Source organism: Streptomyces sp. NPDC023527 (assembly GCF_055560115.1).
Genome location: NZ_JBVHJJ010000004.1, coordinates 118284 through 144081, shown reverse-complemented (window position 1 = coordinate 144081; position 25798 = coordinate 118284). Strand labels below are relative to the sequence as shown.

Below are 25798 nucleotides of genomic sequence, written 5' to 3'. Positions count from 1 at the left end.
TCCATGTCAGACGCCATTACGCCGAAGAAGGCGCCGGCGGACACGGCCTCGTCTCACACGCTTCTGGAAGGGCGGCTCGGGTACAGACTCGAGACCGCCCTTCTGGTGCGTGCGCTGACTCACCGTTCCTTCGCGTACGAGAACGGCGGGCTGCCCACCAACGAGCGGCTGGAGTTCCTCGGGGACTCCGTGCTCGGCCTGGTGGTCACGGACACGCTCTACCGCATCCACCCCGACCTGCCCGAGGGCCAGCTGGCCAAACTGCGGGCCGCGGTGGTCAACTCCCGTGCGCTGGCCGAGGTCGGCCGCGGGCTGGACCTGGGTTCCTTCATCCGGCTCGGCCGGGGCGAAGAGGGCACGGGCGGTCGTAACAAGGCCTCCATCCTCGCGGACACCCTGGAAGCGGTGATCGGGGCGGTCTATCTCGACCAGGGTCTCGACGCCGCCGCCGAACTGGTGCACAGGCTCTTCGATCCCCTGATCGAGAAGTCCTCGAACCTCGGCGCGGGCCTGGACTGGAAGACCAGCCTCCAGGAACTCACCGCCACGGAGGGGCTGGGCGTCCCGGAGTATCTCGTCTCCGAGACAGGTCCCGACCACGAGAAGACCTTCACGGCTGCTGCCCGCGTCGGTGGTGTCGCGTACGGCACCGGCACCGGCCGCAGCAAGAAGGAAGCGGAGCAGCAGGCGGCGGAAGCCGCCTGGCGTGCCATCCACGACGCGGCGGAGGCCCGGGCCTCCGCCGCACAGGCGGCCGCCGAGACCGCCGCCGACGCCGACCCGGTGGCTTCCGAGCCCGCCGACGGCGTGCAGGGCGCGTCGCACTGACGCGTTTCGTCGTGTCCTGAAGGGCCGGACGGGCCGAGCCCGTCCGGCCCTTCAGGACAACGCGCCCCTTCCGGGCGCGAGAACCGTGGCGAACCCTCCGAAGGAGTACCGCACCGTGCCAGAGCTGCCCGAGGTCGAGGTCGTACGACGCGGACTGGAGCGCTGGATCTGCGGGCGCACGGTCGCGGAGGTGCGGGTCCTGCACCCGCGCGCGATCCGCCGCCACCTCGCCGGCGCCGACGACTTCGCCGCCCAGCTGGCCGGGCACCGCCTCGGCACCGCACGGCGGCGCGGCAAGTACCTCTGGCTGCCGCTCGAAGCGGCCGACGGCGCCGCGGTCGGCAGGTCCGTACTGGCCCACCTCGGCATGAGCGGCCAGCTGCTCGTCCAGCCGCACGACGCCCCCGGCGAGAAGCACCTGCGCATCCGCGTCCGCTTCGCCGACGCCACCCCCACCGAGCTGCGCTTCGTGGACCAGCGCACCTTCGGCGGCCTCTCGCTCCACGACACCGTGGAGGGCGACCCCGAGGGCCTGCCCGATGTCATCGCGCACATCGCCCGCGACCCCCTGGACCCCGCCTTCGACGAGGACGCCTTCCACGCCGCGCTGCGCCGGCGCCGGACGACCGTGAAGCGGGCCCTGCTCGACCAGTCGCTGATCAGCGGGGTCGGCAACATCTACGCCGACGAGGCGCTGTGGCGCTCCCGGCTGCACTACGACCGCCCCACCGCCACCCTGACCCGCCCGCGTAGCACCGAACTGCTCACCCACATCCGCGAGGTCATGAACGAGGCGCTCGCCGTCGGCGGCACCAGCTTCGACAGCCTCTACGTCAATGTGAACGGCGAATCAGGCTATTTCGACCGGTCGCTGGACGCGTACGGGCGGGAGGACGAGCCCTGCCGCCGCTGCGGCACTCCCATGCGCCGCCGCCCCTGGATGAACCGTTCCAGCTACTTCTGTCCGCGCTGCCAGCGCCCGCCGCGCACGACCCAGGGGCGTACGGAACGGGCGCTGCCGCCGGTTCAATAGCCGAAGTCCTGTGTCCACCAAGGGCCGTCCGCGCCACCGGGGTTCACCCCGATGCCGAGGGTGCGGTACTCGCGGTTGAGGATGTTGGCGCGGTGGCCGGTGCTGCGCATCCAGGCGTCCATCACGGCGCGTGCGTCCGGGTGGCCGCGGGCGATGTTCTCGCCGCCGAGATTGCCGATGCCGCGCTTGGCGGCGCGGTCCCAGGGCGTCCTGCCCTCCGGGTCGGTGTGGGCGAAGAAGCCGCGCCGGGCCATGTCGTCGCTGAAGGACTGGGCCAGCGCCGTCAGCCGGCCGCTGGCCGTGAGCGGCCGCAGCCCCGCCTTCGCCCGCTCCTGATTGACCAGGGCGAGCACCTGACCCACCGGCGTGGCACGGAACGTGTCCGCCTGCTGAGCCTCCGTGGAGGGGGCGGCCGCGGCGGGAGCGGGAGCGTCGGGCGTCGCGGTGGTGGCGGCCGGGCCGGGGGCGACCCGGGTGTCGCGGCCCGGATCGGCGCCCTCGCCGCCCTGTTGGGCGCCGGGGGCGGCCGAGGCGTCCGGGCTCGGCGCGGAGGAGGGTGCGGCGGAGGTGTCCGGGCGCTCGGCGCCCCGGCTCACCGGTGCCCTGCCACGCTCGGAGGCCGGAGCCGCGGGCCGTACGGGCGCCCTCTCCAGGGCGGGCGGGTCGTCCGCCCGCACCTGCCCACCGGGGCCGGGGACCACGGGGCCGCTGCCGAGCTGGAGGGTGTCCCCGCCGGAGAACAGTCCGGAGGTCATGGCGACGACCCCCATCGCCATGGCGGCGGACGCGCCCAGGAGGCCGTTCCGCAGCGGTGCCTTCACGCGCCCGCGCACGGTGCGATGCCGTCCGGCGTCGGCCGGGCCCTCGGGTTCGTAAGGGGGACCCGGATCGGGCGTCCCTCCCGCCGGGGAGGGCCTGGTCGCGCCGAGGGAAGGGCGCGTCGATGCGGTGGGACCGGGGGCCTGAGGGGCAGAGCGTCGATGGCGACCCATCCGCTGCCTTCCTTACGTGCTCGGCGTCATCGTGCGTCACTCGTACGGGGGAGACCTGTCGAGCGGCGACTGTACGGCAATAGGGACGGGGTCAAAGTGCTCCGAATGCAATTGGCCGGTTAGCGTGCAGACATGAACGAAGATGTCCGTCTGACGGCCTGGGTGCGTGGTCATGTGCAGGGTGTTGGCTTCCGATGGTTCACCCGGGAGAACGCCTTGCGTATCGGAGGGCTCGCCGGCTTCGCCTCGAATCTCGCCGACGGCCGGGTCCAGGTGGTCGCGGAGGGTGTCCGCGAGCATTGCGAACAATTGCTCGATTGGTTGCGTGACGGCGACACCCCCGGCCGCGTGGACGGCGTCACCGAGATCTGGTCCGTGCCGCGTGGTGGTTATGACGGGTTCGAGATTCGCTGAGGCCCGGCGCGTCCGCCCCGACCAAAGAAGCGAATCCTGTCCGTAGAAGAGCGCAGAGGGCCCGGAACGGCCCCGTGAAGAACGGGCGCCGTGGGCCTCGATGACCTTATTGATATGCCGGTGGCATATTCGAAAGGCAGAAATTCCCTGATGGTTGCCAAGACGGCCCCACCGTGGAAGGCTGCAACTCAACGGATGATCTCCACGCCCCTCCGGGCCCCGAGTCGGACGGCGCCGCGTATGAGCGGCCGCGCACCCTTGGGACGCCTGCGGATACGGGGTGTGATCGTGTTGACCGTCAAACTTTTTGGTGAGACTCTGGAAGCCCCGCGCACCTTAGCTGTTTGGCATTGAACACAGTAGCGATGGCAGACACCGCGGGTGCGAATCCCTCACGACCCACACCGCTTCGGTCGGTCACTCAGTGTGGAGGACCATCCATCATGGCAAAGGCGCTTCTCGGTTACGTCGGCGGCTCCGACCCCCGAGTCCTCTCCGAGATGCGACGGCTTCAGCAGCGTGTCCAGGACCTTGAATCCGAGCTCATTCGGATGCAGGCCGAAAATGACGCGCTGACTGCCGCCGCTCACCACGGCGACTCGTTGCTCGACAGCATCGACGTATCCCAGGCGGAGCCTGCGCTCGCCTGACCACCCCTGCCCCGGGGGCCCAGGTCGGGCTGCACTGTCAGCCGCTTGAGAGTAGTTGCAAGGGACGCCCTCGGCGTCCCTTCGTCGTATCCGATGCGTGCTGTCCGATCGTCTTATCGTCCGTCGGTTCCGGCCGAATTTTTGTTTCGCCCCCCTCACGACTGATGTGCCCTGCGCCTTCCCGGGTGAAACCAAAATCAATGGGGGCGACGACGCACTGCGCCACGCGCCGGGGCGGTGGTGGGAGACACACGAGCGGTAGAGTCCTCCCGCGTGCACCTCAAGAGCCTGACCCTGCGCGGGTTCAAATCCTTCGCTTCCGCGACGACCCTGCGCTTCGAACCCGGGATCACCTGCGTCGTCGGCCCCAATGGTTCGGGCAAGTCCAATGTCGTCGACGCCCTTTCCTGGGTCATGGGAGAACAGGGCGCCAAGTCGCTGCGCGGCGGCAAGATGGAAGACGTCATCTTCGCCGGCACGACCGGCCGCCCACCGCTGGGCCGCGCCGAGGTCTCACTGACCATCGACAACTCCGACGGCGCGCTGCCCATCGACTACGCCGAAGTGACCATCACCCGGACGATGTTCCGCAACGGCGGCAGCGAGTACCAGCTCAACGGCGACACCTGCCGCCTGCTCGACATCCAGGAACTGCTCTCCGACTCCGGCATCGGCCGCGAGATGCACGTCATCGTCGGCCAGGGTCAGCTCGACTCCGTCCTGCACGCCGACCCGATGGGCCGCCGCGCCTTCATCGAGGAGGCCGCGGGCGTGCTCAAGCACCGCAAGCGCAAAGAGAAGGCGCTGCGGAAGCTCGACGCCATGCGCGCCAACCTCGCGCGCGTACAGGACCTGACCGACGAACTGCGGCGGCAGCTCAAGCCGCTCGGCCGCCAGGCCGCCGTCGCGCGCCGGGCCGCGGTCATCCAGGCCGACCTGCGCGACGCCCGCCTGCGCCTGCTCGCCGACGACCTGGTGACCCTGCGCGAGGCGCTGAGCTCCGAGCTCGCCGACGAGGCCGCGCTCAAGGCCCGCAAGGAGGCCGCCGAGGCCGAGCTGCGGACGGCGGCACAGCACGAGGCCGCGCTGGAGGAGCAGGTGCGGACGCTGACCCCGCGCCTGGCCGAGGCCCAGCAGACCTGGTACGAGCTGTCGCGGCTCGCCGAGCGGGTGCGCGGCACGATCGGTCTGGCGGACCAGCGGGTCACGAGCGCGACCACGGCCCCCGGCGAGGAGCGGCGCGGCCGCGACCCGGAGGACCTGGAGCGCGAGGCGGCGCGCGTGCGCGAGCAGGAAGCCGAGCTGGAGGCCGCCCTGGAGGCGGCGAGCCGGGCCCTGGAGGACACCTCCGCGCACCGGGCCGAGCTGGAGCGCCGGCTGGCGGAGGAGGAACGGCGGCTGCGGGACGCCGCCCGGGCCATCGCCGACCACCGCGAGGGACTCGCCCGGCTGCACGGCAAGGTCACCGCGGCCCGCGGCCGGGCGGCGTCCGCCCAGGCCGAGATCGACCGCCTGGCCATGGCCCGCGACGAGGCAGCGGAGCGGGCCGCCGCGGCCCAGCAGGAGTACGAGCTCCGACAGGCCGAGGTCGAGGGGCTCGACGCCGGTGACGCGGAGCTGGCCGACCGGTACGAGCGGGCCAGGCGCGAGCTGGCCGAGGCCGAGGCGGCGCTGGGCGAGGCCCGCGAGGCGACGACGTCGACCGAACGCCGCCGGGCGGCCACGGCGGCCCGGCGCGACGCGCTGGCGCTCGGCCTGCGCCACAAGGACGGTACGGGCGCGCTGCTGGCGGCGCAGGAACGATTGGGCGGTCTGCTCGGCCCGGCGGCGGAGCTGCTGTCCGTCGAGCCCGGCTACGAACTGCCGGTCGCCGCGGCCCTGGGCGCGGCGGCGGACGCGATCGCCGTCACGGACACCGCCACGGCGGCCGAGGCCCTGCGGCTGCTCCGCAAGGAGGACGCGGGCCGGGCGGCGCTGCTGGTCACGGAGGGGCTGCCACGGGCGGCGGTGAACGCGACGGCTCCGGCCGGCGGCCCCGCCCCGCACCGTCCGCACGGACCACGGCCCGCCGAGGAGCTGGTGCACGGTCCCGCCGAAGCGATGGCCGCCGTCCGCCGGTTGCTGCGGGGAGTGGTGGTCGTCGCGACGCTGGAGGACGCGGAGGAACTCGTCGGGGCCCGGCCGGAGGTCACGGCCGTCACCGCCGAGGGCGACGTGCTCGCCGCCCACTTCGCGCAGGGCGGCTCCGGCGGGGCGCCGAGCCTGCTGGAGGTGCGGTCGGCCGTCGACGAGGCCACGGCCGAACTCGTCGAGCTGGACGCGCGCTGTGTGGAGCTGGCGGCGGCTCAGCGGGACGCGGACGAGCGGCGCGCGGAGTGCGCCGCCCGCGTCGAGGAGCTCGCGGCCCGCCGCAGCGTCGCCGACCGGGAGAAGTCCCAGGTCGCCCAGGCGCTGGGGCGGCTCGCCGGGCAGGCTCGGGCGGCGGCCGACGAGGCCGGCCGGACGGCGGCGGCCGTGGCCCGGGCCGAGGAAGCGCTCGTACGGGCCACCGAGGAGGCCGAGGAACTGGCCGAGCGGCTGGCCGTGGCGGAGGAAGCGGGACCGGAGCGGACCGACGAGCCGGACACCTCCGTGCGCGACCGCCTGGCGGCCGACGGGGCCAACGCGCGGCAGACCGAGATGGAGGCGCGCCTCCAGGTCCGTACGCACGAGGAGCGGGTCAAGGCCCTCGCCGGCCGGGCCGACGGGCTCGACCGGGCGGCGCGCGCCGAGCGGGAGGCGCGGGTACGCGCGGAGCAGCGGCGCGCCCGGCTGCGGCACGAGGCGAGGGTCGCGTCGGCGGTCGCCGACGGCGCCCGGCAGCTGCTGGCCCACGTCGAAGTGTCGCTCGTACGCGCCGACGAGGAGCGCCGGAGCGCCGAGGCGGCGAAGGCCGAGCGGGAACGGGAGCTGGTCGCCGAGCGGAACCGGGGCCGGGAGCTCAAGGGCGAGCTGGACAAGTTGACGGACTCGGTGCACCGTGGCGAGGTCCTGGGCGCGGAGAAGCGGCTGCGCATCGAGCAGCTGGAGGCCAAGGCCCTGGAGGAGCTGGGTGTCGAGCCGGCGGCGCTGATCGCCGAATACGGGCCCGACCAGCTCGTACCGCCCTCGCCGCCGGCCGAGGGCGAGGAGCTGCCGGAGGATCCCGGGCACCCGAGGAACCAGCCCGTGCCGTACGCGCGCGCCGAGCAGGAGAAGCGGCTGAGGGCGGCCGAGCGGGCGTACCAGCAGCTCGGCAAGGTCAATCCGCTCGCCCTGGAGGAGTTCGCGGCGCTGGAGGAGCGTCACCAGTTCCTGTCCGAGCAGCTGGAGGACCTGAAGAAGACCCGCAGTGACCTGCTTCAGGTCGTGAAGGACGTCGACAGGAGGGTCGAGGAGGTCTTCACGGAGGCGTACCGGGACACGGCCCGTGAGTTCGAGGGCGTCTTCTCCCGGCTGTTCCCCGGCGGTGAGGGGCGGCTCGTGCTCACCGACCCGGACGACATGCTGGCGACCGGCGTGGACGTGGAGGCCCGGCCGCCGGGCAAGAAGGTCAAGCGGCTGTCGCTGCTGTCGGGCGGCGAGCGGTCGCTGACCGCGGTGGCGCTGCTGGTGGCGATCTTCAAGGCGCGGCCGAGCCCGTTCTATGTGATGGACGAGGTCGAGGCGGCGCTGGACGACACCAATCTCCAGCGGCTGATCCGGATCATGGAAGAGCTCCAGGAGAGCTCCCAGCTGATCGTGATCACCCACCAGAAGCGGACCATGCAGGTCGCGGACGCGCTGTACGGCGTGTCCATGCAGGGAGACGGCGTTTCCAAGGTCATCAGCCAGCGTCTCCGCTGAGATCATTCAAGTGTTGAACCCAACCTCCGGGAAGCTCCTAGGAAACTTCTTGGTTACGACCTATTGACTTAGAAACATGAAGGCATAAGGTCTCCAACGTTGCTAATACCTTCAAGTGGTGGGCCCCAAGGAGTTATGCCCCACTTGAAAGGCCAGCCCCCCACGCCCGGCAATGCCGCCGGGCCTCAGGAGTACACGTTGACCAGCACTGCGACGGCGCAGGGGTCCGAGGGTCGCAAGGCCCACCCGGACCACCTCGGCCATGTCATCTTCATCACCGCGGCAGCGGCCATGGGTGGCTTCCTCTTCGGCTACGACAGCTCCGTGATCAACGGCGCTGTCGAGGGCATCCGCGGGAAGTACGACATCGGTTCCGCCGCCCTGGCCCAGGTCATCGCCATCGCCCTCATCGGCTGCGCGATCGGTGCCGCCACCGCCGGCCGTGTCGCGGACCGCATAGGCCGGATCCGCGTCATGCAGATCTCGGCGACGCTCTTCACGATCAGCGCCGTCGGCTCGGCCCTGCCGTTCTCCCTGTGGGACCTCGCCTTCTGGCGCGTCCTCGGCGGCATCGCCATCGGTATGGCCTCGGTCATCGGCCCGGCGTACATCGCCGAGGTCTCCCCGCCCGCCTACCGCGGCCGCCTCGGTTCCTTCCAGCAGGCCGCGATCGTCGTCGGCATCGCCGTGTCCCAGCTCGTCAACTGGGGCATCCTCAACCTCGCCGACGGCGACCAGCGCGGTCACGTGCTGGGCATCGAGGCCTGGCAGCTCATGCTCGGCGTCATGGTCGTCCCGGCCGTCCTCTACGGCCTGCTCTCCTTCGCGATCCCCGAGTCGCCCCGCTTCCTGATCTCGGTCGGCAAGGTCGACAAGGCGAAGGCCGTCCTGGCCGACGTCGAGGGCCACACCGTCGACCTCGACAAGCGCGTGGCCGAGATCGAGCTGGCGATGCACAGCGAGGAGAAGTCCACTTTCAAGGACCTCCTGGGCTCCAAGGCGGGCTTCCTGCCCATCGTCTGGGTCGGCATCGGCCTGTCGGTCTTCCAGCAGCTCGTCGGCATCAACGTCGCGTTCTACTACTCGGCGACCCTGTGGCAGTCCGTCGGCATCGACCCGAGCGACTCGTTCCTCTACTCCTTCACGACGTCGATCATCAACATCGTCGGCACCGTGATCGCGATGATCTTCGTCGACCGGCTCGGCCGCAAGCCGCTCGCGCTCGTCGGCTCCGCCGGTATGGCCCTCTCGCTCGCCCTCGAGGCGTGGGCGTTCTCCTCGCAGGCCGCCGACGGCTCCCTGCCGACCACGCAGGGCACGGTGGCGCTGGTCGCGGCCCACGCGTTCGTGCTCTTCTTCGCCCTGTCCTGGGGTGTCGTGGTCTGGGTCTTCCTCGGCGAGATGTTCCCCAACCGCATCCGCGCCGCGGCGCTCGGTGTGGCGGCGTCCGCGCAGTGGATCGCCAACTGGGCCATCACGGCGAGCTTCCCGAGCCTGTCGGACTGGAACCTGTCCGGTACGTACGTCATCTACACGGTCTTCGCCGTGCTCTCGATCCCCTTCGTGCTGAAGTTCGTGAAGGAGACCAAGGGCAAGGCGTTGGAGGAGATGGGCTAACCCCCCCGCTGCCCTCTCCTCAAGGACGCTGCCCCGGCTCTCACCGAGAGCCGGGGCAGCGTCCTTTGGCGTGTACGGAGAGCCCGGCAGACGGTGAGCTGGGACAGCGGACAGCCGACCCCGGCCCCCACGAACCGCCGAAAGCGGCGACGGCGCGGTACTGGGCAAGGCGACGCCGCCCGGAACGGGCATGGCACAGGCGCCGGCCAGGCGCGGCAGCGGCGCGGCCCCTGGCCGACGCACCCGCCCGGAACGGGCACCCACCCCAAGCCGGCGGCAGCCGAACCGCGACCCAAACGCCGACGCCCCCTCCGCTGCAAGGCAGCGGAGGGGGCGTCGGCGTGAAGTCCGCAGCAGCGCGGCTACGCCGCGACCTTCGCCGCGACCGGCTCACCCGGAACCCGCGCGGAGCGCTCCCGCGGCGTCGGGAGGACGGCCATCATGACGGCCGAGATCACGATCGTGGCGGCCCAGCCCAGCCCGTACTTGCCGACGAACGTGCCGGAGAGCGGACCGGCGAACCAGTCGCACTTGGTGAAGCAGATGCCCGCGGCGAGGGCGACGCCCCACGCGGTCATCGCCTGCCAGCAGAAGCCGCCGACGTACCAGTAGCGGCTGGTGGGGGTGGTGTCCATCAGCGCCTCCGCGTCGTAGCGCACGGCGCGGGCCCGGCGGCGGGCCATGTCGACCGCGTAGACGCCGATCCAGGCGGAGAAGGAGACCGCGAGGAGGATCAGGAAGGTGATGAAGGAGCTGAGGAAGCTCTTCGCGACCAGCATCAGCAGCAGACCGCCGACGAGGGAGATCACGGCGTTGATGCTGACGGCCATCGCGCGGGGGAGCTTGACGCCCATGGTCTGCGCGGTGAAGCCGGCGGAGTACATCGAGAGGCTGTTGATCAGCAGCATGCCGACGATCGCGGTGGCGAGGTACGGCACGGCCAGCCAGGTCGGCAGGATGTCGCCGAGGAAGGAGACCGGGTCGGGCGCCTCGGCCAGGCCGGGGGTGGCGACGGCCATGACCGCGCCCATCAGCACCATCGGGACCATGACCAGGCCCGCGCCGGAGACGGTCGCGCCGACGATCTTCTTGCCGGACGCGGCGTGCGGGAGGTAGCGCGCGAAGTCGGGGCCGGTGGGCACCCAGCTGATGCCGCCGGCGGCGATCGTGCCGATGCCCGCGATGACCATCGCGGTGGAGCCGGCCGGCTTGGAGAAGACGTCGCCCCAGTTCATGTTGGCGATCAGATAGCCGAGCACCAGCACGCTGAAGACGCCGAAGAGGTACGTCGACCACTTGTTGCACACGTTCAGCGCCTTGCGGCCCATGCCGCTCACCAGGAACGTGCAGACGACGAAGACGAAGAGCGTGACCACGATGAGCGCGGTGTTGCTCTTGATGCCGAAGAGCAGATCCAGCACGGTCAGGACGGCGTACGCGCCGGTGACCGCGTTGATCGTCTCCCAGCCGAAGCGGGCGACCCACAGGATCGCGCCCGGGAAGAGGTTGCCGCGGGCGCCGAAGGTCGCGCGGGAGAGCATGGCGCCGGGGGCGCCGCCCCACTTGCCGGAGACCGACAGGACACCGACCATGCCGAACGACGCCAGGGCGGCGCACGCGGCGACGAGCAGGACCTGCCAGAAGTTCAGCTCGTTGAAGACCACCAGGGCGGCGCCCATGGTGAGCAGCAGCACGCTGATGTTGGCGGCGACCCAGGTCGGGAAGAGCTCACGGACCCGGCCGTGCCGCTCGTTGTCCGGTACGGGCTCGATGCCGCGGGTTTCTATCGCGCCTTCGGATTCGGCGGGGACGACGTTGTCCATGTGGGGGGCTCCGTGCGGGTGAAGCGGGGCGGGCAAGCCGGAGGGGCCTGGGCAGAAAGAGACGCTGCGGACTCTACGCGCGTCACACAGGGTCTCGCCATCGTACTTTGCTCCAACTTTGGCCTGTTAGTGGCTTTGGTCCTCGTCGGTACGTACGAAGTCACATGGCGTCGGCGCTGCGGCGCGCCGGGGTCGAGGTGTCCGATACTGGGTGCGTTATGGAAATCGTCATCCTTGCTGTAGTCATCGCTGTGATCGCGCTCGGCGCGATCAGCGGGCTCGTGGTCAGCAGCCGTAAGAAGAAGCAGCTGCCCCCGGCCCCGCCGAGCAGCCCGTCCGTCACCGCGCCGCCCGCCGAGCCGCACATCGGCGAGGAGGCCGAGACCCCTACCGCGGAGCCCCGCCGGACCATCGAAGAGGTGGACCTGCCGGTGGCCGAGGCCCCGGCGGCCGAGGCGCCCGTCGTCGAGCCGGAGGCCCCCGCGGCCCCGGCCGCCCCCGAGATCGAGGTACCGGAGCCCACCGCCGGCCGGCTCGTCCGGCTGCGTACCCGGCTCTCCCGCTCCCAGAACTCCCTCGGCAAGGGTCTGCTGACCCTGCTCTCCCGCGAGCACCTCGATGAGGACACATGGGAGGAGATCGAGGACACCCTGCTCACCGCCGACGTGGGCGTCGCGCCCACGCACGAGCTGGTGGAGCGGCTGCGCGAGCGGGTGAGGGTGCTCGGCACCCGTACGCCCGAGGAACTGCGCACCCTGCTCCGCGAGGAGCTGGTCGCCCTGATCGGCCCGGACCTCGACCGTGCCGTCCACACCGAGCCCGGTGTGGGCACGAACGGCGAGGAGAAGCCCGGCGTCGTGATGGTCGTCGGCGTCAACGGCGTCGGCAAGACCACCACCACGGGCAAGCTGGCCCGGGTGCTCGTCGCGGACGGCAAGTCCGTCGTCCTGGGCGCGGCCGACACCTTCCGCGCCGCCGCCGCCGATCAGCTCCAGACCTGGGGCGAGCGCGTCGGTGCCCGTACGGTCCGTGGTCCGGAGGGCGGCGACCCGGCGTCGATCGCCTTCGACGCGGTCAAGGAGGGCATCGCCGAGAACGCGGACGTCGTGCTCGTCGACACCGCCGGCCGGCTGCACACCAAGACCGGGCTCATGGACGAGCTCGGCAAGGTCAAGCGGGTCCTGGAGAAGCACGGCGCGGTCGACGAGGTGCTGCTCGTCCTGGACGCCACCACCGGTCAGAACGGCCTGGTGCAGGCGCGGGTGTTCGCGGAGGTCGTGGACATCACGGGCATCGTCCTCACCAAGCTGGACGGCACCGCCAAGGGCGGCATCGTCGTGGCCGTCCAGCGCGAGCTGGGCGTGCCGGTGAAGCTGGTGGGTCTGGGCGAGGGCGCGGACGACCTCGCGCCGTTCGAACCGGAGGCGTTCGTCGACGCCCTGATCGGCGACTGACCCCCGATCCCCACCGGACGCCGGGCCCCGGCCGCAGCCGACCAGCTGCGACCGGGGCCCGACGCATGACACCGGTCCTTGTTCGAACAGCGACCATCAATCGAGCAACCCCCACTCGGCTCAGCCAGCTCCGCGAAAGCGGCGGCGGCTCAGCCGCAAAGGGCCGTGCGGTGGCAGATGTAGGCCAGCGTGCCCAGCAACAGCCGGGCCTGCGGGGGCTGGCCGGCCGTGTCGAGGGTCGGCGGGCGCAGCCAGCGCATGGGGCCGAGGCCGGCGTAGTCGGAGGGCGGGGCCGTGATGTGGTCGCCGGGGCCCAGGCAGCGCAGGTCGAGGCGGGCGTCGTCCCAGCCCATGCGGTAGAGCAGCTGGGGGAGTTCGGCGGCGGCGCCGGGCGCGACGAAGAACAGCGCGCGTCCGTGCGGGGTGAGGGCGACCGGGCCGAGCGGCAGGCCCATGCGTTCCAGCCGGGCCAGGGCGTACCGGCCGGCGGTCTCGGCGACCTCCAGGACATCGAACGAGCGGCCCACGGGCAGCAGCACGGCGGCGCCGGGGACCTCCGCCCAGGCGGCCGCGGCGGCGTCCAGGGTGGAGCCCGCCGGGACCGGCGGGGCGAACGCCAGGGGGTGGGCGCCGGGGGAGGGGCAGTCGGCGGCGCCGCACGAGCAGATCACGCGTCCACCGCGGGACGCGCGAGCGCCGGGGACCACGTCCCACCCCCACAGGCCGGTGTACTCCGCCACCGTGGTCGCGTACTCCGACGCGCGTCCGCGGCGCCGTGAGCTCGAGCGCAGGTCCCGGATGCCGCCGATTGTGAAGCCCATGCCCCCTCCAACGGGTCGTGCTCGCCTGTGGTTACGACTCGGAGTGTCTCGAACACGGACCGTTGCCGAATCCCTTCCCGAGGCGGCGTGGCGGTGTGCGGCAGGGGGTGTGCCGCGCGGTGTGCGCCGCGGTGCGCATCAGTGCAACCCGTCCCTGATCGCCACGTGTCAAGTCAATCGTGTAGAGGTGCGGTTGAGTTCATTCCTTGGGGTGGCGAATGGTGGCGTTTACTGGACTGCCCTCGCGGGATCGGTGATCGTAGGATTACTTTCGGTGTACGGACCCAGGAGATGCACCCCCGTCGGCGGGTATGCCGGAGGCATGGCCAGTCCGCCGCTCGGCCGTCCGAACCCCCGGCCGAGAAGGTGCATCACCGGACAGACAGCCGCAATGGGCGGCAAGCTGTTGGCGTCACGCACAGATGGCAGAAATCGGGATGGGGGCTTCCAGGTGGGCGGCAACGGCAGCGGCACCGATGGTGCCGAGAAGGCCGACAGGGCCGAGCGGTCGGAAAGGGCCGAGAAGCGCCCCAACGAGAAGTTGGGTTCCTGGTTCCTGCGCAGTGGCTGGTCGAAGGGCGAGCTGGCGCGTCAGGTCAACCGCAGGGCACGTCAGCTCGGCGCCCACCACATCAGCACCGACACCTCGCGCGTACGCCGCTGGCTCGACGGCGAACAGCCCCGCGAGCCGATCCCCAAGATCCTCTCCGAGCTGTTCTCCGAGCGGTTCGGCTGCGTCGTCGGCATCGAGGACATCGGGCTCCGCACCGCGCATCAGTCACCGTCCGTCTCGGGCGTCGACCTGCCCTGGGCCGGCCCGCAGACCGTCGAGCTCATCAGCGAGTTCTCCCGCAGCGACCTGATGCTGGCGCGGCGCGGCTTCCTCGGCGCCTCGCTCGCCCTCTCGGCCGGACCCGCGCTCGTGGAGCCCATGCAGCGCTGGCTCGCGCCCGGCGCGATCGGCCGGGAGCGGCAGGAGTCCCTCGGCTCGGTCGGCACCACGCGCCCTTCCCGCCTGTCCGTGCCCGAGCTTGACCTCCTCGAATCCACCACGGTGATGTTCCGTCAGTGGGACGCCCAGTGCGGCGGCGGACTGCGCCGCAAGGCCGTCGTCGGACAGCTCCACGAGGTCACCGACCTGCTCCAGGAGCCGCAGCCCGAGGCCACCTCCAAGCGGCTGTTCAAGGCCGCCGCCGAACTGGCCCAGCTCGCCGGCTGGATGAGCTATGACGTCGGCCTGCACCCCACGGCGCAGAAGTATTTCGTGCTGGCCCTGCACGCCGCCCGGGAGGCCGGGGACCGCCCCCTGGGCTCGTACATCCTCTCCAGCATGAGCCGGCAGATGATCCACCTCGGGCGGCCGGACGACGCCCTGGAGCTCATCCACCTCGGCCAGTACGGCTCCCGCGAGTCCGCCACCTCCCGTACCCAGGCGATGCTCTACGCCGTGGAGGCCCGCGCGTACGCCAATATGGGCCAGCCCGCCAAGTGCAAGCGCGCGGTCAATATGGCCGAGGACTGCTTCTCCGACTGCGCCGCCGGTGACGGCGACCCCGACTGGATCCGCTTCTTCTCCGAAGCCGAGCTGAACGCGGAGAACGCCCACTCCTACCGCGACCTCGCCTATGTGGCCGGCCGCAGCCCGACCTACGCCTCCCTCGCGCGGCCCAAGATGGAGCGGGCCGTCGAGCTCTTCGAGCACGACCACGAGCACCACCGTTCGTATGCGCTCAACCTCATCGGCATGGCCACCGTGCACCTGATGGAGCGCGAGCCCGAGCAGTCCGTGGTCCTCGCCGCCAAGGCCCTGAAGATCGCCAAGCAGGTGCGTTCCGAGCGGGTCAACAACAGGCTGCGCAAGACCGTGGACACCGCGGTCCGCGACTTCGGCCAGGTCGCCGAGGTCATCGCCCTGACCGAACAACTCAGCGTCCACCTACCGGAATCCGTGGAGGCCGTGCAAGCGGTCTGACCTTCCGGACCTCTGAACCCGGCCGCGGCGACCCTCCCGTACAGCCCGACTCGGCTCCCCCACGCCAGGTCACACAGGGTGGTCGTCGCGGTCGGTTGTTTTTGTGCCGCCGTCACCGGGGAACCGCGCACGGTTGCGGCAGGGTAACGGGACGGCTTCACCGTCTTCCGGCGGTTCATCGGGGCGTAACACGCACCGCCTGTTCGTCACTGCGGTGAAACACGCCACCGCATCGACTGAAATCCCGCTGAGTCAATCTCATGGCGAAAACCGGCCCGCCGAGATCCCGCCCGTACGGGGCCGCCGCTGCGAGGAGACGTCGAACGTGAATGGCGCAGATACCGCATTCGTATTGATCAGTGCCGCGCTCGTCATGCTGATGACACCCGGCCTCGCCTTCTTCTACGGCGGCATGGTGCGGGTCAAGAGCGCCCTCAACATGCTCATGATGTCCTTCATCTCGCTGGGCATCGTCACCGTGCTCTGGGTGCTCTACGGCTACTCGCTCGCCTTCGGCGACGACCTCGGCGCCGGGCTGCTGGGCGACTTCGACCACATCGGCCTCAAGGGCATCACCCCCGAGACGCTGACGGGGGGCAAGGAAGGCATCCCGGTCTTCGCCTTCGCCCTCTTCCAGCTGATGTTCGCGGTCATCACCCCCGCGCTGATGAGCGGGGCACTCGCCGACCGGGTGAAGTTCAGCGCCTGGGCGCTGTTCATCACCCTCTGGGTGACGGTCGTCTACTTCCCCGTCGCCCACTGGGTCTGGCAGGCCGACGGCTGGCTCTTCAAGCTCAAGGTGATCGACTTCGCGGGCGGCACCGCCGTCCACATCAACGCCGGAATCGGCGCCCTCGCCGCGGTGCTCGTCGTCGGCAAGCGCATCGGCTTCAAGAAGGACCCGATGCGGCCGCACAGCCTGCCGCTGGTGATGCTCGGCGCGGGCCTGCTGTGGTTCGGCTGGTTCGGCTTCAACGCCGGATCGGCGCTCGCCGCCAACGGCGCCGCCGCCAACATGGCCCTGAACACCCAGGTCGCCACCGGTGCCGCCATGCTCGGCTGGCTCGCCTACGAGCGGATCCGGCACGGCGCGTTCACCACCCTCGGCGCCGCCTCCGGCGCCGTGGCCGGACTGGTCGCCATCACCCCCTCCGGTGCCGCCGTCAACGCCTTCGGCGCGATCCTCATCGGCGTCGTCGCCGGAGCCGTCTGCGCCTGGGCCGTCTCCCTCAAGTTCAAGCTGGGCTTCGACGACTCGCTCGACGTGGTCGGCGTCCACCTGGTGGGCGGCGTCATCGGCACCCTGCTCGTCGGCCTCCTCGCCACCGGCGGCGTCGGCGGCGCGACCCAGCTCGGCCGGCAGGCCGTCGGCGCCTTCGCCGTCATGGCCTACTCCTTCACGGTCTCCTGGATCCTTGCCAAGATCGTCGACAAGGCGGTCGGCTTCCGGGCGAGCGAGGACGAGGAGCTCGGCGGTATCGACCAGGCGTTCCACGCCGAGACCGCCTACGACTTCAGCGCGGTCGGCGGCGTCTCGTCCTCGCGCGGCAGCGCGGCCGACCCCGTAACCGACAAGGCGCAGAACAAGAAGGTGGACGCATGAAGCTCATCACCGCGGTCGTCAAGCCGCACATGGTCGACGAGATCAAGGCCGCCCTGCGGACCTTCGGCGTCCGCGGCATGACCGTCAGCGAGGCCAGCGGCTCCGGCCAGCAGCGCGGCCACACCGAGGTCTACCGGGGCGCGGAATACACCGTCGACCTCGTACCGAAGATCCGCGTGGAGGTCCTGACGGAGGACGGCGACGTCGACGACGTCGTCGACATCATCGTCAAGACCGCCCGCTCGGGCGACGCGGGCAAGATCGGCGACGGCAAGGTCTGGGTCGTCCCGGTCGAGACGGTCGTCCGCGTACGGACCGGCGAGCGCGGTCCCGACGCACTCTGAAGCCGACGAGGGAGCCTGTGTTGACGGACATCGGGACCACCACGGGGACCGACTCCGGGGCCGGCGGCTACGCGGCGGCCCGGTTGCGCCTCCTCCAGCGCGGGGAGCCCACCGGGCCGCCGCGCCGTGCCGCGCTCGCCCGCCTCACCGACCAGTGGCTGGGGGCGCTGCTCGGCGAGACGCGCGGCGTCGCGCTCGTGGCCGTCGGCGGCTACGGGCGCGGCGAGCTGTCCCCGCGCAGCGACCTGGACGTCATGCTGCTGCACGACGGTTCGGCGGACGCCTCGAAGATCGCTGCGATCGCCGACCGCGTCTGGTACCCCGTATGGGACATGGGGCTCGCGCTCGACCACTCCGTGCGCACCCCCGCCGAGGCCCGTGGGACCGCCGCCGGTGACCTCAAGGTCCACCTCGGCCTCCTCGACGCCCGGCACCTGGGCGGCGACGAACAGCTCACGGCGGAGCTGCGGGCCACCGCCTACGCGGACTGGCGGGCCCAGGCCCCCGCCCGGCTGCCGGAACTGCGCGAGCTGGGCGAGGAGCGGGCCCGCCGCCAGGGCGAGCTGCGCTTCCTGCTGGAGCCCGACCTGAAGGAGGCGCGCGGCGGACTCCGGGACGCCACCGCCCTGCGGGCCGTCGCCGCGTCCTGGCTGGCCGACGCGCCCCGCGAGGGCCTGGAGCGGGCCCGTGGGCTGCTCCTGGACACCCGCGACGCCCTGCACCTGACCACCGGCCGGGCCACCGACCGGCTCGCCCTCCAGGAGCAGGACCAGGTCGCCACCGCCCTCGGCCTGCCGGGCGCCGACGCCCTGCTGCACGAGGTGTACGAGGCGGCCCGCACGGTCTCCTACGCCGCCGACGTCACCTGGCGCGAGGTCGGCCGGGTGCTGCGGGCCCGCTCCGGACGGCCGCGGCTGCGGCGGATCCTCGGCGGCCGCGGCGGCCGCGGCGGATTCGTGGAACCCGAGCGCGCGCCGCTGGCCGAAGGCGTCGTCGAGCAGGACGGCGAGGCCGTGCTCGCCCGTGCCGCGCGGCCCGAGCGCGACCCCGTCCTTCCGCTGCGCGCCGCGGCCGCCGCGGCGCAGGCGGCCCTGCCGCTGTCCCCGCACGCCGTGCGGCGGCTCGCGGCCACCGGGTGCCCGCTGCCGGTGCCGTGGCCGGCCGAGGCCCGTGAGGCGCTCGTCACACTGCTCGGCGCGGGCGAGCCGGCCGTCGCCGTCTGGGAGGCGCTCGAAGCGGAAGGGATTATTTCGCGGTTGCTGCCGGAGTGGGAACACGTGCGCTCGCGCCCCCAGCGCAATCCCGTGCACCGCTGGACCGTCGACCGCCACCTGGTCGAGACGGCCGTCCGCGCGGCGGCCCTCGCCCGCGACGTCGGCCGCCCCGACCTGCTGCTCATCGCGGCCCTGCTGCACGACATCGGCAAGGGTCTGCCCGGCGACCACTCCGTGGCCGGCGAGGCCGTCGCACGGGACGTGCTGGCCCGCATCGGCCTCGACCGCGCCGACACCGAGGTGGTGGCCACGCTCGTACGCCACCATCTGCTGCTGGCCGAGACCGCCACCCGGCGCGACCTCGGCGACCCCGCGACCGTCCGCTCGGTCACCGACGCCGTATCGCGTCCGGACACCCTTGAGCTCCTGCACGCCCTCACCGAGGCCGACGCCCTCGCCACCGGCCCGGCGGCCTGGAGCACCTGGCGGGCCTCCCTGGTGGCCGACCTGGTGCGACGCGCCTCCGCGGCGCTCGCCGGAGACGCCGTCGAGGACCGTACGGAACCGGCGCCGGCCTGCGCCGAACAGGAGCGCCTGGCGGGCGAGGCCCTGTCCTCGGGCGGGCCCGTGCTGGAGCTGCGCACGCGCCCGGAGGGCGAGGGGCCCGAGCCCGAGAGCACACCCGTCGGCGTCGAGCTGGCCATCGCCGTCCCCGACCAGCCCGGCGTGCTGCCCGCGACCGCGGGGGTGCTCGCCCTGCACCGGCTCACGGTCCGCGCCGCGGACCTGCGGGCCGTCGGGGGAGCGCTGCTGCTGAACTGGCGGGTGGCGGCCGAGTACGGGTCGCTGCCCGAGCCCGCACGGCTGCGCAACGACCTCGTACGCGCCCTGGACGGTTCGCTGGACCTCACGGGCCGGCTGGCCGAGCGCGAGGCCGCGTACGCCGGGCGCCGCCGGGGCGTGCACGCGCCGCCGCGGGTGACCGTGGCGGACGGCGGCTCCCGCCACGCGACGGTCCTGGAGGTACGCACCCAGGACGCCCCCGGCCTGCTGCATCGCATCGGCCGGGCCCTGGAGACGGCGGGGGTGCGGGTGCGCAGCGCGCACGTCTCCACGCTGGGTTCCAACGTCGTGGACGCCTTCTATGTGACGGGCGCGGACGGGGCTCCGCTGACGCCCGCCGGGGCGGCCGCGCTGGCCCGCGGAGTGGAGGAGTCGCTGGGCGGCTGACCGGAGCGGGAGCGTGCGGATACCCTTGGGGGTCAGCCGCCGACTTGACACTCAACAAGAAGGATCCGCGACCACCGTGTTCGATACCCTCTCCGACCGCCTCGCAGCGACGTTCAAGAACCTCCGGGGCAAGGGCCGCCTGTCAGAGGCGGACATCGACGCCACCGCACGCGAGATCCGCATCGCCCTGCTCGAGGCCGACGTCGCCCTGCCGGTCGTCCGCTCGTTCATCAAGCAGGTCAAGGAGCGGGCCCTCGGCGCCGAGGTCTCCCAGGCGCTCAACCCCGCCCAGCAGGTCATCAAGATCGTCAACGAGGAGCTCATCGGCATCCTCGGTGGCGAGACCCGCCGCCTGCGCTTCGCCAAGACCGCCCCGACCGTCATCATGCTGGCCGGTCTCCAGGGTGCCGGTAAGACGACGCTCGCCGGAAAGCTCGGCCACTGGCTCAAGGGCCAGGGCCATGCCCCGCTGCTCGTCGCCTGTGACCTCCAGCGCCCCAACGCCGTCAACCAGCTCGCCGTCGTCGCCGAGCGCGCCGGCGTGGCGATCTACGCCCCGGAGCCGGGCAACGGCGTCGGCGACCCCGTGCAGGTCGCCAAGGACTCCATCGAGTTCGCCCGGTCCAAGCAGTACGACGTCGTGATCGTCGACACCGCCGGCCGCCTCGGCATCGACCAGGAGCTCATGCAGCAGGCCGCGGACATCCGCGACGCGGTCAGCCCCGACGAGGTCCTCTTCGTCGTCGACGCGATGATCGGCCAGGACGCGGTCAACACCGCCGAGGCGTTCCGCGACGGCGTCGGCTTCGACGGCGTGGTGCTCTCCAAGCTCGACGGCGACGCACGCGGTGGTGCCGCGCTGTCGGTCGCGCACGTGACCGGCAAGCAGGTCATGTTCGCCTCCAACGGCGAGAAGCTGGACGACTTCGACGCGTTCCACCCGGACCGCATGGCGTCCCGCATCCTCGGCATGGGCGACATGCTCAGCCTCATCGAGAAGGCCGAGCAGACCTTCAGCCAGGACGAGGCCGAGAAGATGGCGGCCAAGCTGGCGAAGGGGCCGAAGGAGTTCACGCTCGACGACTTCCTGTCCCAGATGGAGCAGGTCCGCAAGATGGGCTCCATCAGCAAGCTGCTCGGCATGCTGCCGGGCATGGGCCAGATCAAGGACCAGATCAACAACCTCGACGAGCGCGACGTCGACCGCACCGCCGCGATCATCAAGTCGATGACCCCGGCCGAGCGCCATGACCCGACGATCATCAACGGCTCGCGTCGCGCCCGTATCGCCAAGGGCTCCGGCGTGGACGTCAGCGCGGTGAAGAACCTCGTGGAGCGCTTCTTCGACGCCCGCAAGATGATGTCGCGCATGGCCCAGGGCGGCGGCATGCCGGGCATGCCGGGCGTTCCGGGCATGGGCGGCGGGGCAGGCCGCAAGAAGAAGCAGATCAAGCAGGCCAAGGGCAAGCGCCAGAGCGGCAACCCCATGAAGCGCAAGGCCGAGGAGCAGGCGGCGGCCGCGCGCCGCGAGCAGCAGGCGGCCAACCCGCTGGGTCTGCCGGCCGGCCAGGACGCACAGAACTTCGAACTCCCCGACGAGTTCAAGAAGTTCATGGGCTGACCTCAGAAGTTCATGGGCTGATACGGCTCACGGGCCGATACGGGCGCACTCACCGCCCGGCAGTCGCACAGCAGCCCCTTACGGCCGGCCGTAAGGGGCTGCTGTCATGCGCAGGGGGCAGGGGCTAGACGCGGGCTATCAGATAGCGGAAGACATTCGGCATCCACACCGTGCCGTCATGGCGCAGGTAGGGGTGGAGCGCCTCGGTCAGCTCCTTGGTGACCTGCTCCTCGTCCGTGGCCCGCGCCGCCGCGTCGAAGGCGCCCGTCGAGAGCATGCCGCGCACCGCGCTGCCCATGTCGGCGTAGCCGTAGGGGCACGCCACCCGCCCCGAGCCGTCGGGGCGCAGGCCGGCCCGCTGGGCGAGGACCTCCAGGTCGTCGCGACCGCTCGGGCGCCAGCGCGCCGGCGCGCACATCGGGTCCGCGAGCCGGGCCGCGACTCTGAGCGCCCCGGAGGCCGCGCAGCGCTCCTGGGGGCCCCAGCCGGCCAGGACGACCGGCGCTCCGTGTTCCGCGAAATCCGCCGCCCGGGCGAGCGCCTCGGCCATGCCGCGGGCGCTGCCGCCGGCGCAGTACAGCGGGTCGAAGGCGGTGACGAGGTTGAAGGCCGGCCCCCCGTCTTCCATGACGGACTCCGGACCGCCGTGCCCCAGGCGCGCACCGCTCGCGCGCGTGCCGTCCGGCACCAGCCGCTCGCGGGCCAGCTCCAGCCGTCGGCCGTCCATGTCCACACCGGAGACCTCGGCACCCCGGGCCGCCGCCATCAGCAGCGACAGGCCGGAACCACAGCCCAGGCTGAGGAGCCGGGTGCCGGCGCCGACCTCCAGCCGTTCGTACACCGCTTCGTAGAGCGGCACCAGCATCCGTTCCTGGATCTCCGCCCAGTCGCGGGCCCGGGATACCGACCCGGGCGACGAAGAGGACGGCCGGTGCCGCCGCACGAGCGTAGGTGTCATGGAAAGCGCCCCAATCCGCCGAGAGACGATTGCGTGCCGGATCTGCCCCGCCCCCGTGTGCTGCCGTGCGCGCTGCTGTGAAGCACCCCCGTATGCCAGGGAACTCCGCTTCCGTCCGCGAGTCCAGTGGGTAGCGCGAGAACGTTCCCCTGTGAACACGATGGCATGTGCCGCGCGCCCGCGCACGGGATGGCGGGGGTGGCACGCGCCGCGGCGGACGGGCGGCCGCGAGGGACCGCGGGGAGACGATTCACGCTGGGGCGGATCGGCCCCGTACCATTCGCACCATGGCAAAGGCTCCCATTCTCACCCCCCAGGCGGACGACTTCCCGCGCTGGTACCAGGACTTGATCAACAAGGCCGAGCTGGCCGACAACGGCCCGGTGCGCGGCACCATGGTCATCCGCCCGTACGGGTACGGGCTCTGGGAGCGCATGCAGCAGGAGATGGATGCGCGCATCAAGGACGCGGGCGCCTCCAACGCGTACTTCCCCCTCTTCATCCCGCAGTCCTACCTGACGCGCGAGGCCGAGCACGTCGAGGGCTTCGCGCCCGAGCTCGCGGTCGTCACGCACGGCGGCGGCAAGGAGCTGGACGAGCCGGTCGTCGTCCGGCCCACCTCCGAGACGATCATCAATGAGTACTTCTCCAAGTGGGTGCAGAGCTACCGCGACCTGCCCCTGCTGATCAACCAGTGGGCGAACGTGGTCCGTTGGGAGATGCGCCCGCGCGTCTTCCTGCGCACGAGCGAGTTCCTCTGGCAGGAGGGCCACACCGCCCACGCCACGTACGAGGACGCCCGCGAGTACGCCGCCCGCATCCACCGCGACGTCTACTACGACTTCATGGTCAACGTCCTCGGCATCGACGTCGTCCTGGGCCGCAAGACGGCCAAGGAGCGCTTCGCCGGCGCCATCAACACCCTCACGCTCGAGGGCATGATGGGCGACGGCAAGGCCCTCCAGATGGGCACCAGCCACGAGCTGGGCCAGAACTTCGCCAAGGCGTTCAACACCTCGTACCTCTCCAAGGACGGGCACCAGGAGATGGTCTGGCAGACCTCCTGGGGCGTCTCGACCCGCATGGTCGGCGGTCTGATCATGTCGCACGGCGACGACAACGGCCTGCGGGTGCCGCCGCGCCTGGCGTCCGTGCAGGCCGTGGTCCTCGCGATCAAGGGTGACGACGCCGTGATCGCCAAGGTCCGCGAGATCGGCGACCAGCTCAAGGCCGCCGGCATCCGCGTGCAGGTCGACGACCGCACCGACACCCCCTTCGGCCGCCGCGCCGTGGACTGGGAGCTCAAGGGCGTACCGGTCCGCATCGAGGTCGGCCCGCGCGACCTGGAGAACGGCACCGCGATGCTGGCCCGCCGGATCCCCGGCGGCAAGGCGCCGGTCCGCCTGGACGAGCTGGTCGCCATGCTGCCGAAGATCCTCGACGAGGACCAGGCGCTGCTGCTGAGCCAGTCGCGTGAGCGCCGCGAGTCCCGCACCAGCGACGTGGCGACCATCGGGGAGGCCGCCGAGGCCGCCGTCGCCGGCGGCTGGGCCCGCATCCCGTGGGCCGACCTCGGCCCGGAGGGCGAGGCCAAGCTCGCCGAGCAGGCCGTGTCCGTGCGGTGCCTGGTCGGCGAGGACGGCTCCGTGCCGGACGCGGACGACGCCCCCGGCACGATCGCCATCGTCGCGCGCGCCTACTGACGCGCCCGTGCCGCCGGGGGCGTACGCCCCCGGCGCGCGCTTACTCGTGAGTCAGTACGTCCCGTGTTGCGAACGGGTGCGCGGCTTCTCCACAGATCTGCGCACCCGCCCTCGTCAGGACGCATGAGCGTGAAACTGACTGGTACGTGCAAATTATTTGGGATGGCCCGGTATCGGAACACCGGGCCTTCCTTGCTCGTTGTCACGACGTGAGCACGACACCACCTGTTCTCGCCGCAGAGCTGGCGCAGGCGTGGGCCGACATTCAGCGGTACCACCCCGAGCTGCCAGATCTTGCCGCGCCCGAATCGCTGATCGGGGAGTCGTCGTCCGCATGCGGCGCCGAGCTCTCCTTCGAACGGCTGCTGCATGAGGCAGTGCACGGCATCGCGGCCGCCCGCGGTGTCCGCGACACCTCACGTGCCGGCCGCTACCACAACCGCCGGTTCCTGGCGATCGCCGAGGAGCTGGGGCTCGACCACAGCGAGGAGCCGCATCCCAGCAGCGGTTTCTCGCTGGTCGTGCTCAATCCGGAGGCGCGCAAGCGCTACCGCCCGACCATCGACAGACTCCAGCGCGCCCTCAAGGCGCACACGGTCGCGACCACGGCGGACACCTCGCGCACCTTCCGGGGCCCGGCGGCGCGGCACGGTTCGTCCGGCGGAGGGGTGCGCGTCAAGGCGGTGTGTGACTGCGGCCGTAATGTCCGCGTTGTGCCCTCCGTGCTCGCCCAGGCGCCGATCATGTGCGGCGGCTGCGGTCAGCCCTTCCGGATCCCGGAGGCGGTATCGGTCGGCTGACCTGGAGTGGTGTGGCACAATGGGACGCTGTACTCGACAGTCGCATAGGACCCCTCTCTCCTCCGGCTGACGCGTCCATCGGGCACTCCGAGTACCGCAAACCCCACGTGGCATCTCGTTGTGCCCAACCACGTCAAGACCAGGAGACACCACTCCAGTGGCAGTCAAGATCAAGCTGAAGCGTCTGGGCAAGATCCGTTCGCCTCACTACCGCATCGTCGTCGCCGACTCCCGTACCCGCCGTGACGGCCGGGCCATCGAGGAGATCGGCCTGTACCACCCGGTGCAGAACCCCTCGCGCATCGAGGTCGACTCCGAGCGTGCCCAGTACTGGCTGAGCGTCGGCGCGCAGCCGACCGAGCCCGTCATGGCCATCCTCAAGGTCACCGGCGACTGGCAGAAGTTCAAGGGCCTGCCGGCCCCGGCCCCGATGCTCGTCGCCGAGCCGAAGGCCGACAAGCGCGCCGCGTTCGAGGCGTTCGCCAAGGGCCTCGAGGCCGGCGAGCCGAAGGGTGAGGCCATCACCCCGAAGGCGAAGAAGTCCGAGAAGAAGGCGGACGAGGCGGCCGAGGCTGCTGAGTCCACCGAGTCGACCGAGGCCTGAGCATGCTCGAGGAGGCCCTCGAGCACCTCGTGAAGGGCATCGTCGACAACCCCGATGAGGTGCAGGTCGCGTCGCGCACTTTGCGACGCGGGCGCGTGCTGGAGGTCCGGGTACACCCCGACGACCTCGGCAAGGTGATCGGCCGTAACGGCCGCACCGCGCGCGCACTGCGCACCGTCGTGGGCGCCATCGGCGGCCGTGGTATCCGCGTCGACCTCGTCGACGTGGACCAGGTCTGAAATAGCCCCGTTTT

Annotated in this window: 20 protein-coding genes; 16 read left to right on the top strand and 4 right to left on the bottom strand. The window is 71.5% G+C overall.

The features are described 5' to 3' along the window. The first annotated feature begins 3 nt into the window (after positions 1 to 3). Positions 4 to 828, top strand: a complete 825-nt coding sequence (gene rnc, locus ACZ303_RS09780) for a ribonuclease III (protein ID WP_467336937.1) — start codon at positions 4 to 6, stop codon at positions 826 to 828. Between the two features lie 115 nt (positions 829 to 943). Then, positions 944 to 1861 carry a bifunctional DNA-formamidopyrimidine glycosylase/DNA-(apurinic or apyrimidinic site) lyase gene (mutM, locus tag ACZ303_RS09775; RefSeq protein WP_467336935.1) on the top strand — a complete coding sequence of 306 codons (918 nt, stop codon included), beginning with the start codon at positions 944 to 946 and terminating at the stop codon, positions 1859 to 1861. Here mutM and ACZ303_RS09770 read toward each other — a convergent pair. After that, positions 1855 to 2682, bottom strand: coding sequence for a CAP domain-containing protein (locus tag ACZ303_RS09770; RefSeq protein WP_467336934.1), 828 nt, complete (start codon positions 2680 to 2682; stop codon positions 1855 to 1857). The two genes, mutM and ACZ303_RS09770, sit on opposite strands and share 7 nt — an antisense overlap. 303 nt (positions 2683 to 2985) lie before the next feature. On the opposite strand from ACZ303_RS09770, the gene ACZ303_RS09765 reads away from it, so the two are divergent. From ACZ303_RS09765 to ACZ303_RS09750, 4 genes are all read left to right on the top strand, one after another. After that, positions 2986 to 3267 (top strand): acylphosphatase, encoded by a 282-nt coding sequence (locus ACZ303_RS09765; protein ID WP_467336932.1) that lies wholly within the window; start codon positions 2986 to 2988, stop codon positions 3265 to 3267. Positions 3268 to 3710: 443 nt separating this feature from the next. After that, entirely contained in the window at positions 3711 to 3917 is a 207-nt protein-coding gene (locus tag ACZ303_RS09760) for a hypothetical protein (protein WP_361527654.1), read from the top strand. 273 nt (positions 3918 to 4190) lie between these two features. Continuing rightward, entirely contained in the window at positions 4191 to 7781 is a 3591-nt protein-coding gene (gene smc / locus ACZ303_RS09755; RefSeq protein ID WP_467336928.1) for a chromosome segregation protein SMC, read from the top strand. Positions 7782 to 7979: 198 nt separating this feature from the next. Further along, positions 7980 to 9398 carry a sugar porter family MFS transporter gene (locus ACZ303_RS09750; protein ID WP_467336926.1) on the top strand — a complete coding sequence of 473 codons (1419 nt, stop codon included), beginning with the start codon at positions 7980 to 7982 and terminating at the stop codon, positions 9396 to 9398. A gap of 362 nt (positions 9399 to 9760) precedes the next feature. Here ACZ303_RS09750 and ACZ303_RS09745 read toward each other — a convergent pair whose 3' ends face one another. Further along, a complete protein-coding gene (locus ACZ303_RS09745; protein ID WP_467336924.1) occupies positions 9761 to 11221 on the bottom strand; it encodes a purine-cytosine permease family protein in 1461 nt (486 codons plus the stop codon). Positions 11222 to 11439: 218 nt separating this feature from the next. On the opposite strand from ACZ303_RS09745, the gene ftsY reads away from it, so the two are divergent. Continuing rightward, positions 11440 to 12675 (top strand): signal recognition particle-docking protein FtsY, encoded by a 1236-nt coding sequence (gene ftsY, locus ACZ303_RS09740; RefSeq protein ID WP_467336922.1) that lies wholly within the window; start codon positions 11440 to 11442, stop codon positions 12673 to 12675. 149 nt (positions 12676 to 12824) lie between these two features. Here the strand turns inward: ftsY and ACZ303_RS09735 are convergent, their stop codons facing one another. Beyond that, complete coding sequence (locus tag ACZ303_RS09735) at positions 12825 to 13496, bottom strand: bifunctional DNA primase/polymerase (RefSeq protein ID WP_467336920.1); 672 nt, start codon at positions 13494 to 13496, stop codon at positions 12825 to 12827. 451 nt (positions 13497 to 13947) lie between these two features. On the opposite strand from ACZ303_RS09735, the gene nsdA reads away from it, so the two are divergent. From nsdA to ffh, 5 genes are all read left to right on the top strand, one after another. Continuing rightward, positions 13948 to 15468 (top strand): transcriptional repressor NsdA, encoded by a 1521-nt coding sequence (gene nsdA / locus ACZ303_RS09730; RefSeq protein WP_467336918.1) that lies wholly within the window; start codon positions 13948 to 13950, stop codon positions 15466 to 15468. Between the two features lie 325 nt (positions 15469 to 15793). Beyond that, a complete protein-coding gene (locus tag ACZ303_RS09725; protein WP_467336916.1) occupies positions 15794 to 17071 on the top strand; it encodes an ammonium transporter in 1278 nt (425 codons plus the stop codon). Then, positions 17068 to 17415, top strand: a complete 348-nt coding sequence (locus ACZ303_RS09720) for a P-II family nitrogen regulator (RefSeq protein WP_467336914.1) — start codon at positions 17068 to 17070, stop codon at positions 17413 to 17415. Before ACZ303_RS09725 ends, ACZ303_RS09720 begins: the two co-directional genes overlap by 4 nt. A 20-nt stretch (positions 17416 to 17435) precedes the next feature. Then, complete coding sequence (locus tag ACZ303_RS09715) at positions 17436 to 19859, top strand: [protein-PII] uridylyltransferase (protein WP_467336912.1); 2424 nt, start codon at positions 17436 to 17438, stop codon at positions 19857 to 19859. 76 nt (positions 19860 to 19935) lie between these two features. Further along, the gene (ffh, locus tag ACZ303_RS09710) at positions 19936 to 21480 is read left to right on the top strand and encodes a signal recognition particle protein (protein ID WP_467336911.1); all 1545 of its coding nucleotides are present in this window, start codon (positions 19936 to 19938) and stop codon (positions 21478 to 21480) included. A 124-nt stretch (positions 21481 to 21604) separates the two neighbouring features. Here ffh and ACZ303_RS09705 read toward each other — a convergent pair whose 3' ends face one another. Continuing rightward, positions 21605 to 22438, bottom strand: a complete 834-nt coding sequence (locus tag ACZ303_RS09705) for a methyltransferase domain-containing protein (protein WP_467336909.1) — start codon at positions 22436 to 22438, stop codon at positions 21605 to 21607. Between the two features lie 287 nt (positions 22439 to 22725). On the opposite strand from ACZ303_RS09705, the gene proS reads away from it, so the two are divergent. From proS to ACZ303_RS09685, 4 genes are all read left to right on the top strand, one after another. After that, positions 22726 to 24141 (top strand): proline--tRNA ligase, encoded by a 1416-nt coding sequence (gene proS, locus ACZ303_RS09700; RefSeq protein ID WP_467336907.1) that lies wholly within the window; start codon positions 22726 to 22728, stop codon positions 24139 to 24141. Between the two features lie 209 nt (positions 24142 to 24350). Further along, entirely contained in the window at positions 24351 to 24941 is a 591-nt protein-coding gene (locus ACZ303_RS09695; protein ID WP_467336905.1) for a hypothetical protein, read from the top strand. A 157-nt stretch (positions 24942 to 25098) separates the two neighbouring features. After that, positions 25099 to 25545, top strand: a complete 447-nt coding sequence (gene rpsP, locus ACZ303_RS09690) for a 30S ribosomal protein S16 (protein WP_467336903.1) — start codon at positions 25099 to 25101, stop codon at positions 25543 to 25545. A 2-nt stretch (positions 25546 to 25547) separates the two neighbouring features. After that, a complete protein-coding gene (locus ACZ303_RS09685; RefSeq protein ID WP_467336901.1) occupies positions 25548 to 25784 on the top strand; it encodes an RNA-binding protein in 237 nt (78 codons plus the stop codon). The last annotated feature ends 14 nt before the right edge of the window (positions 25785 to 25798 follow it).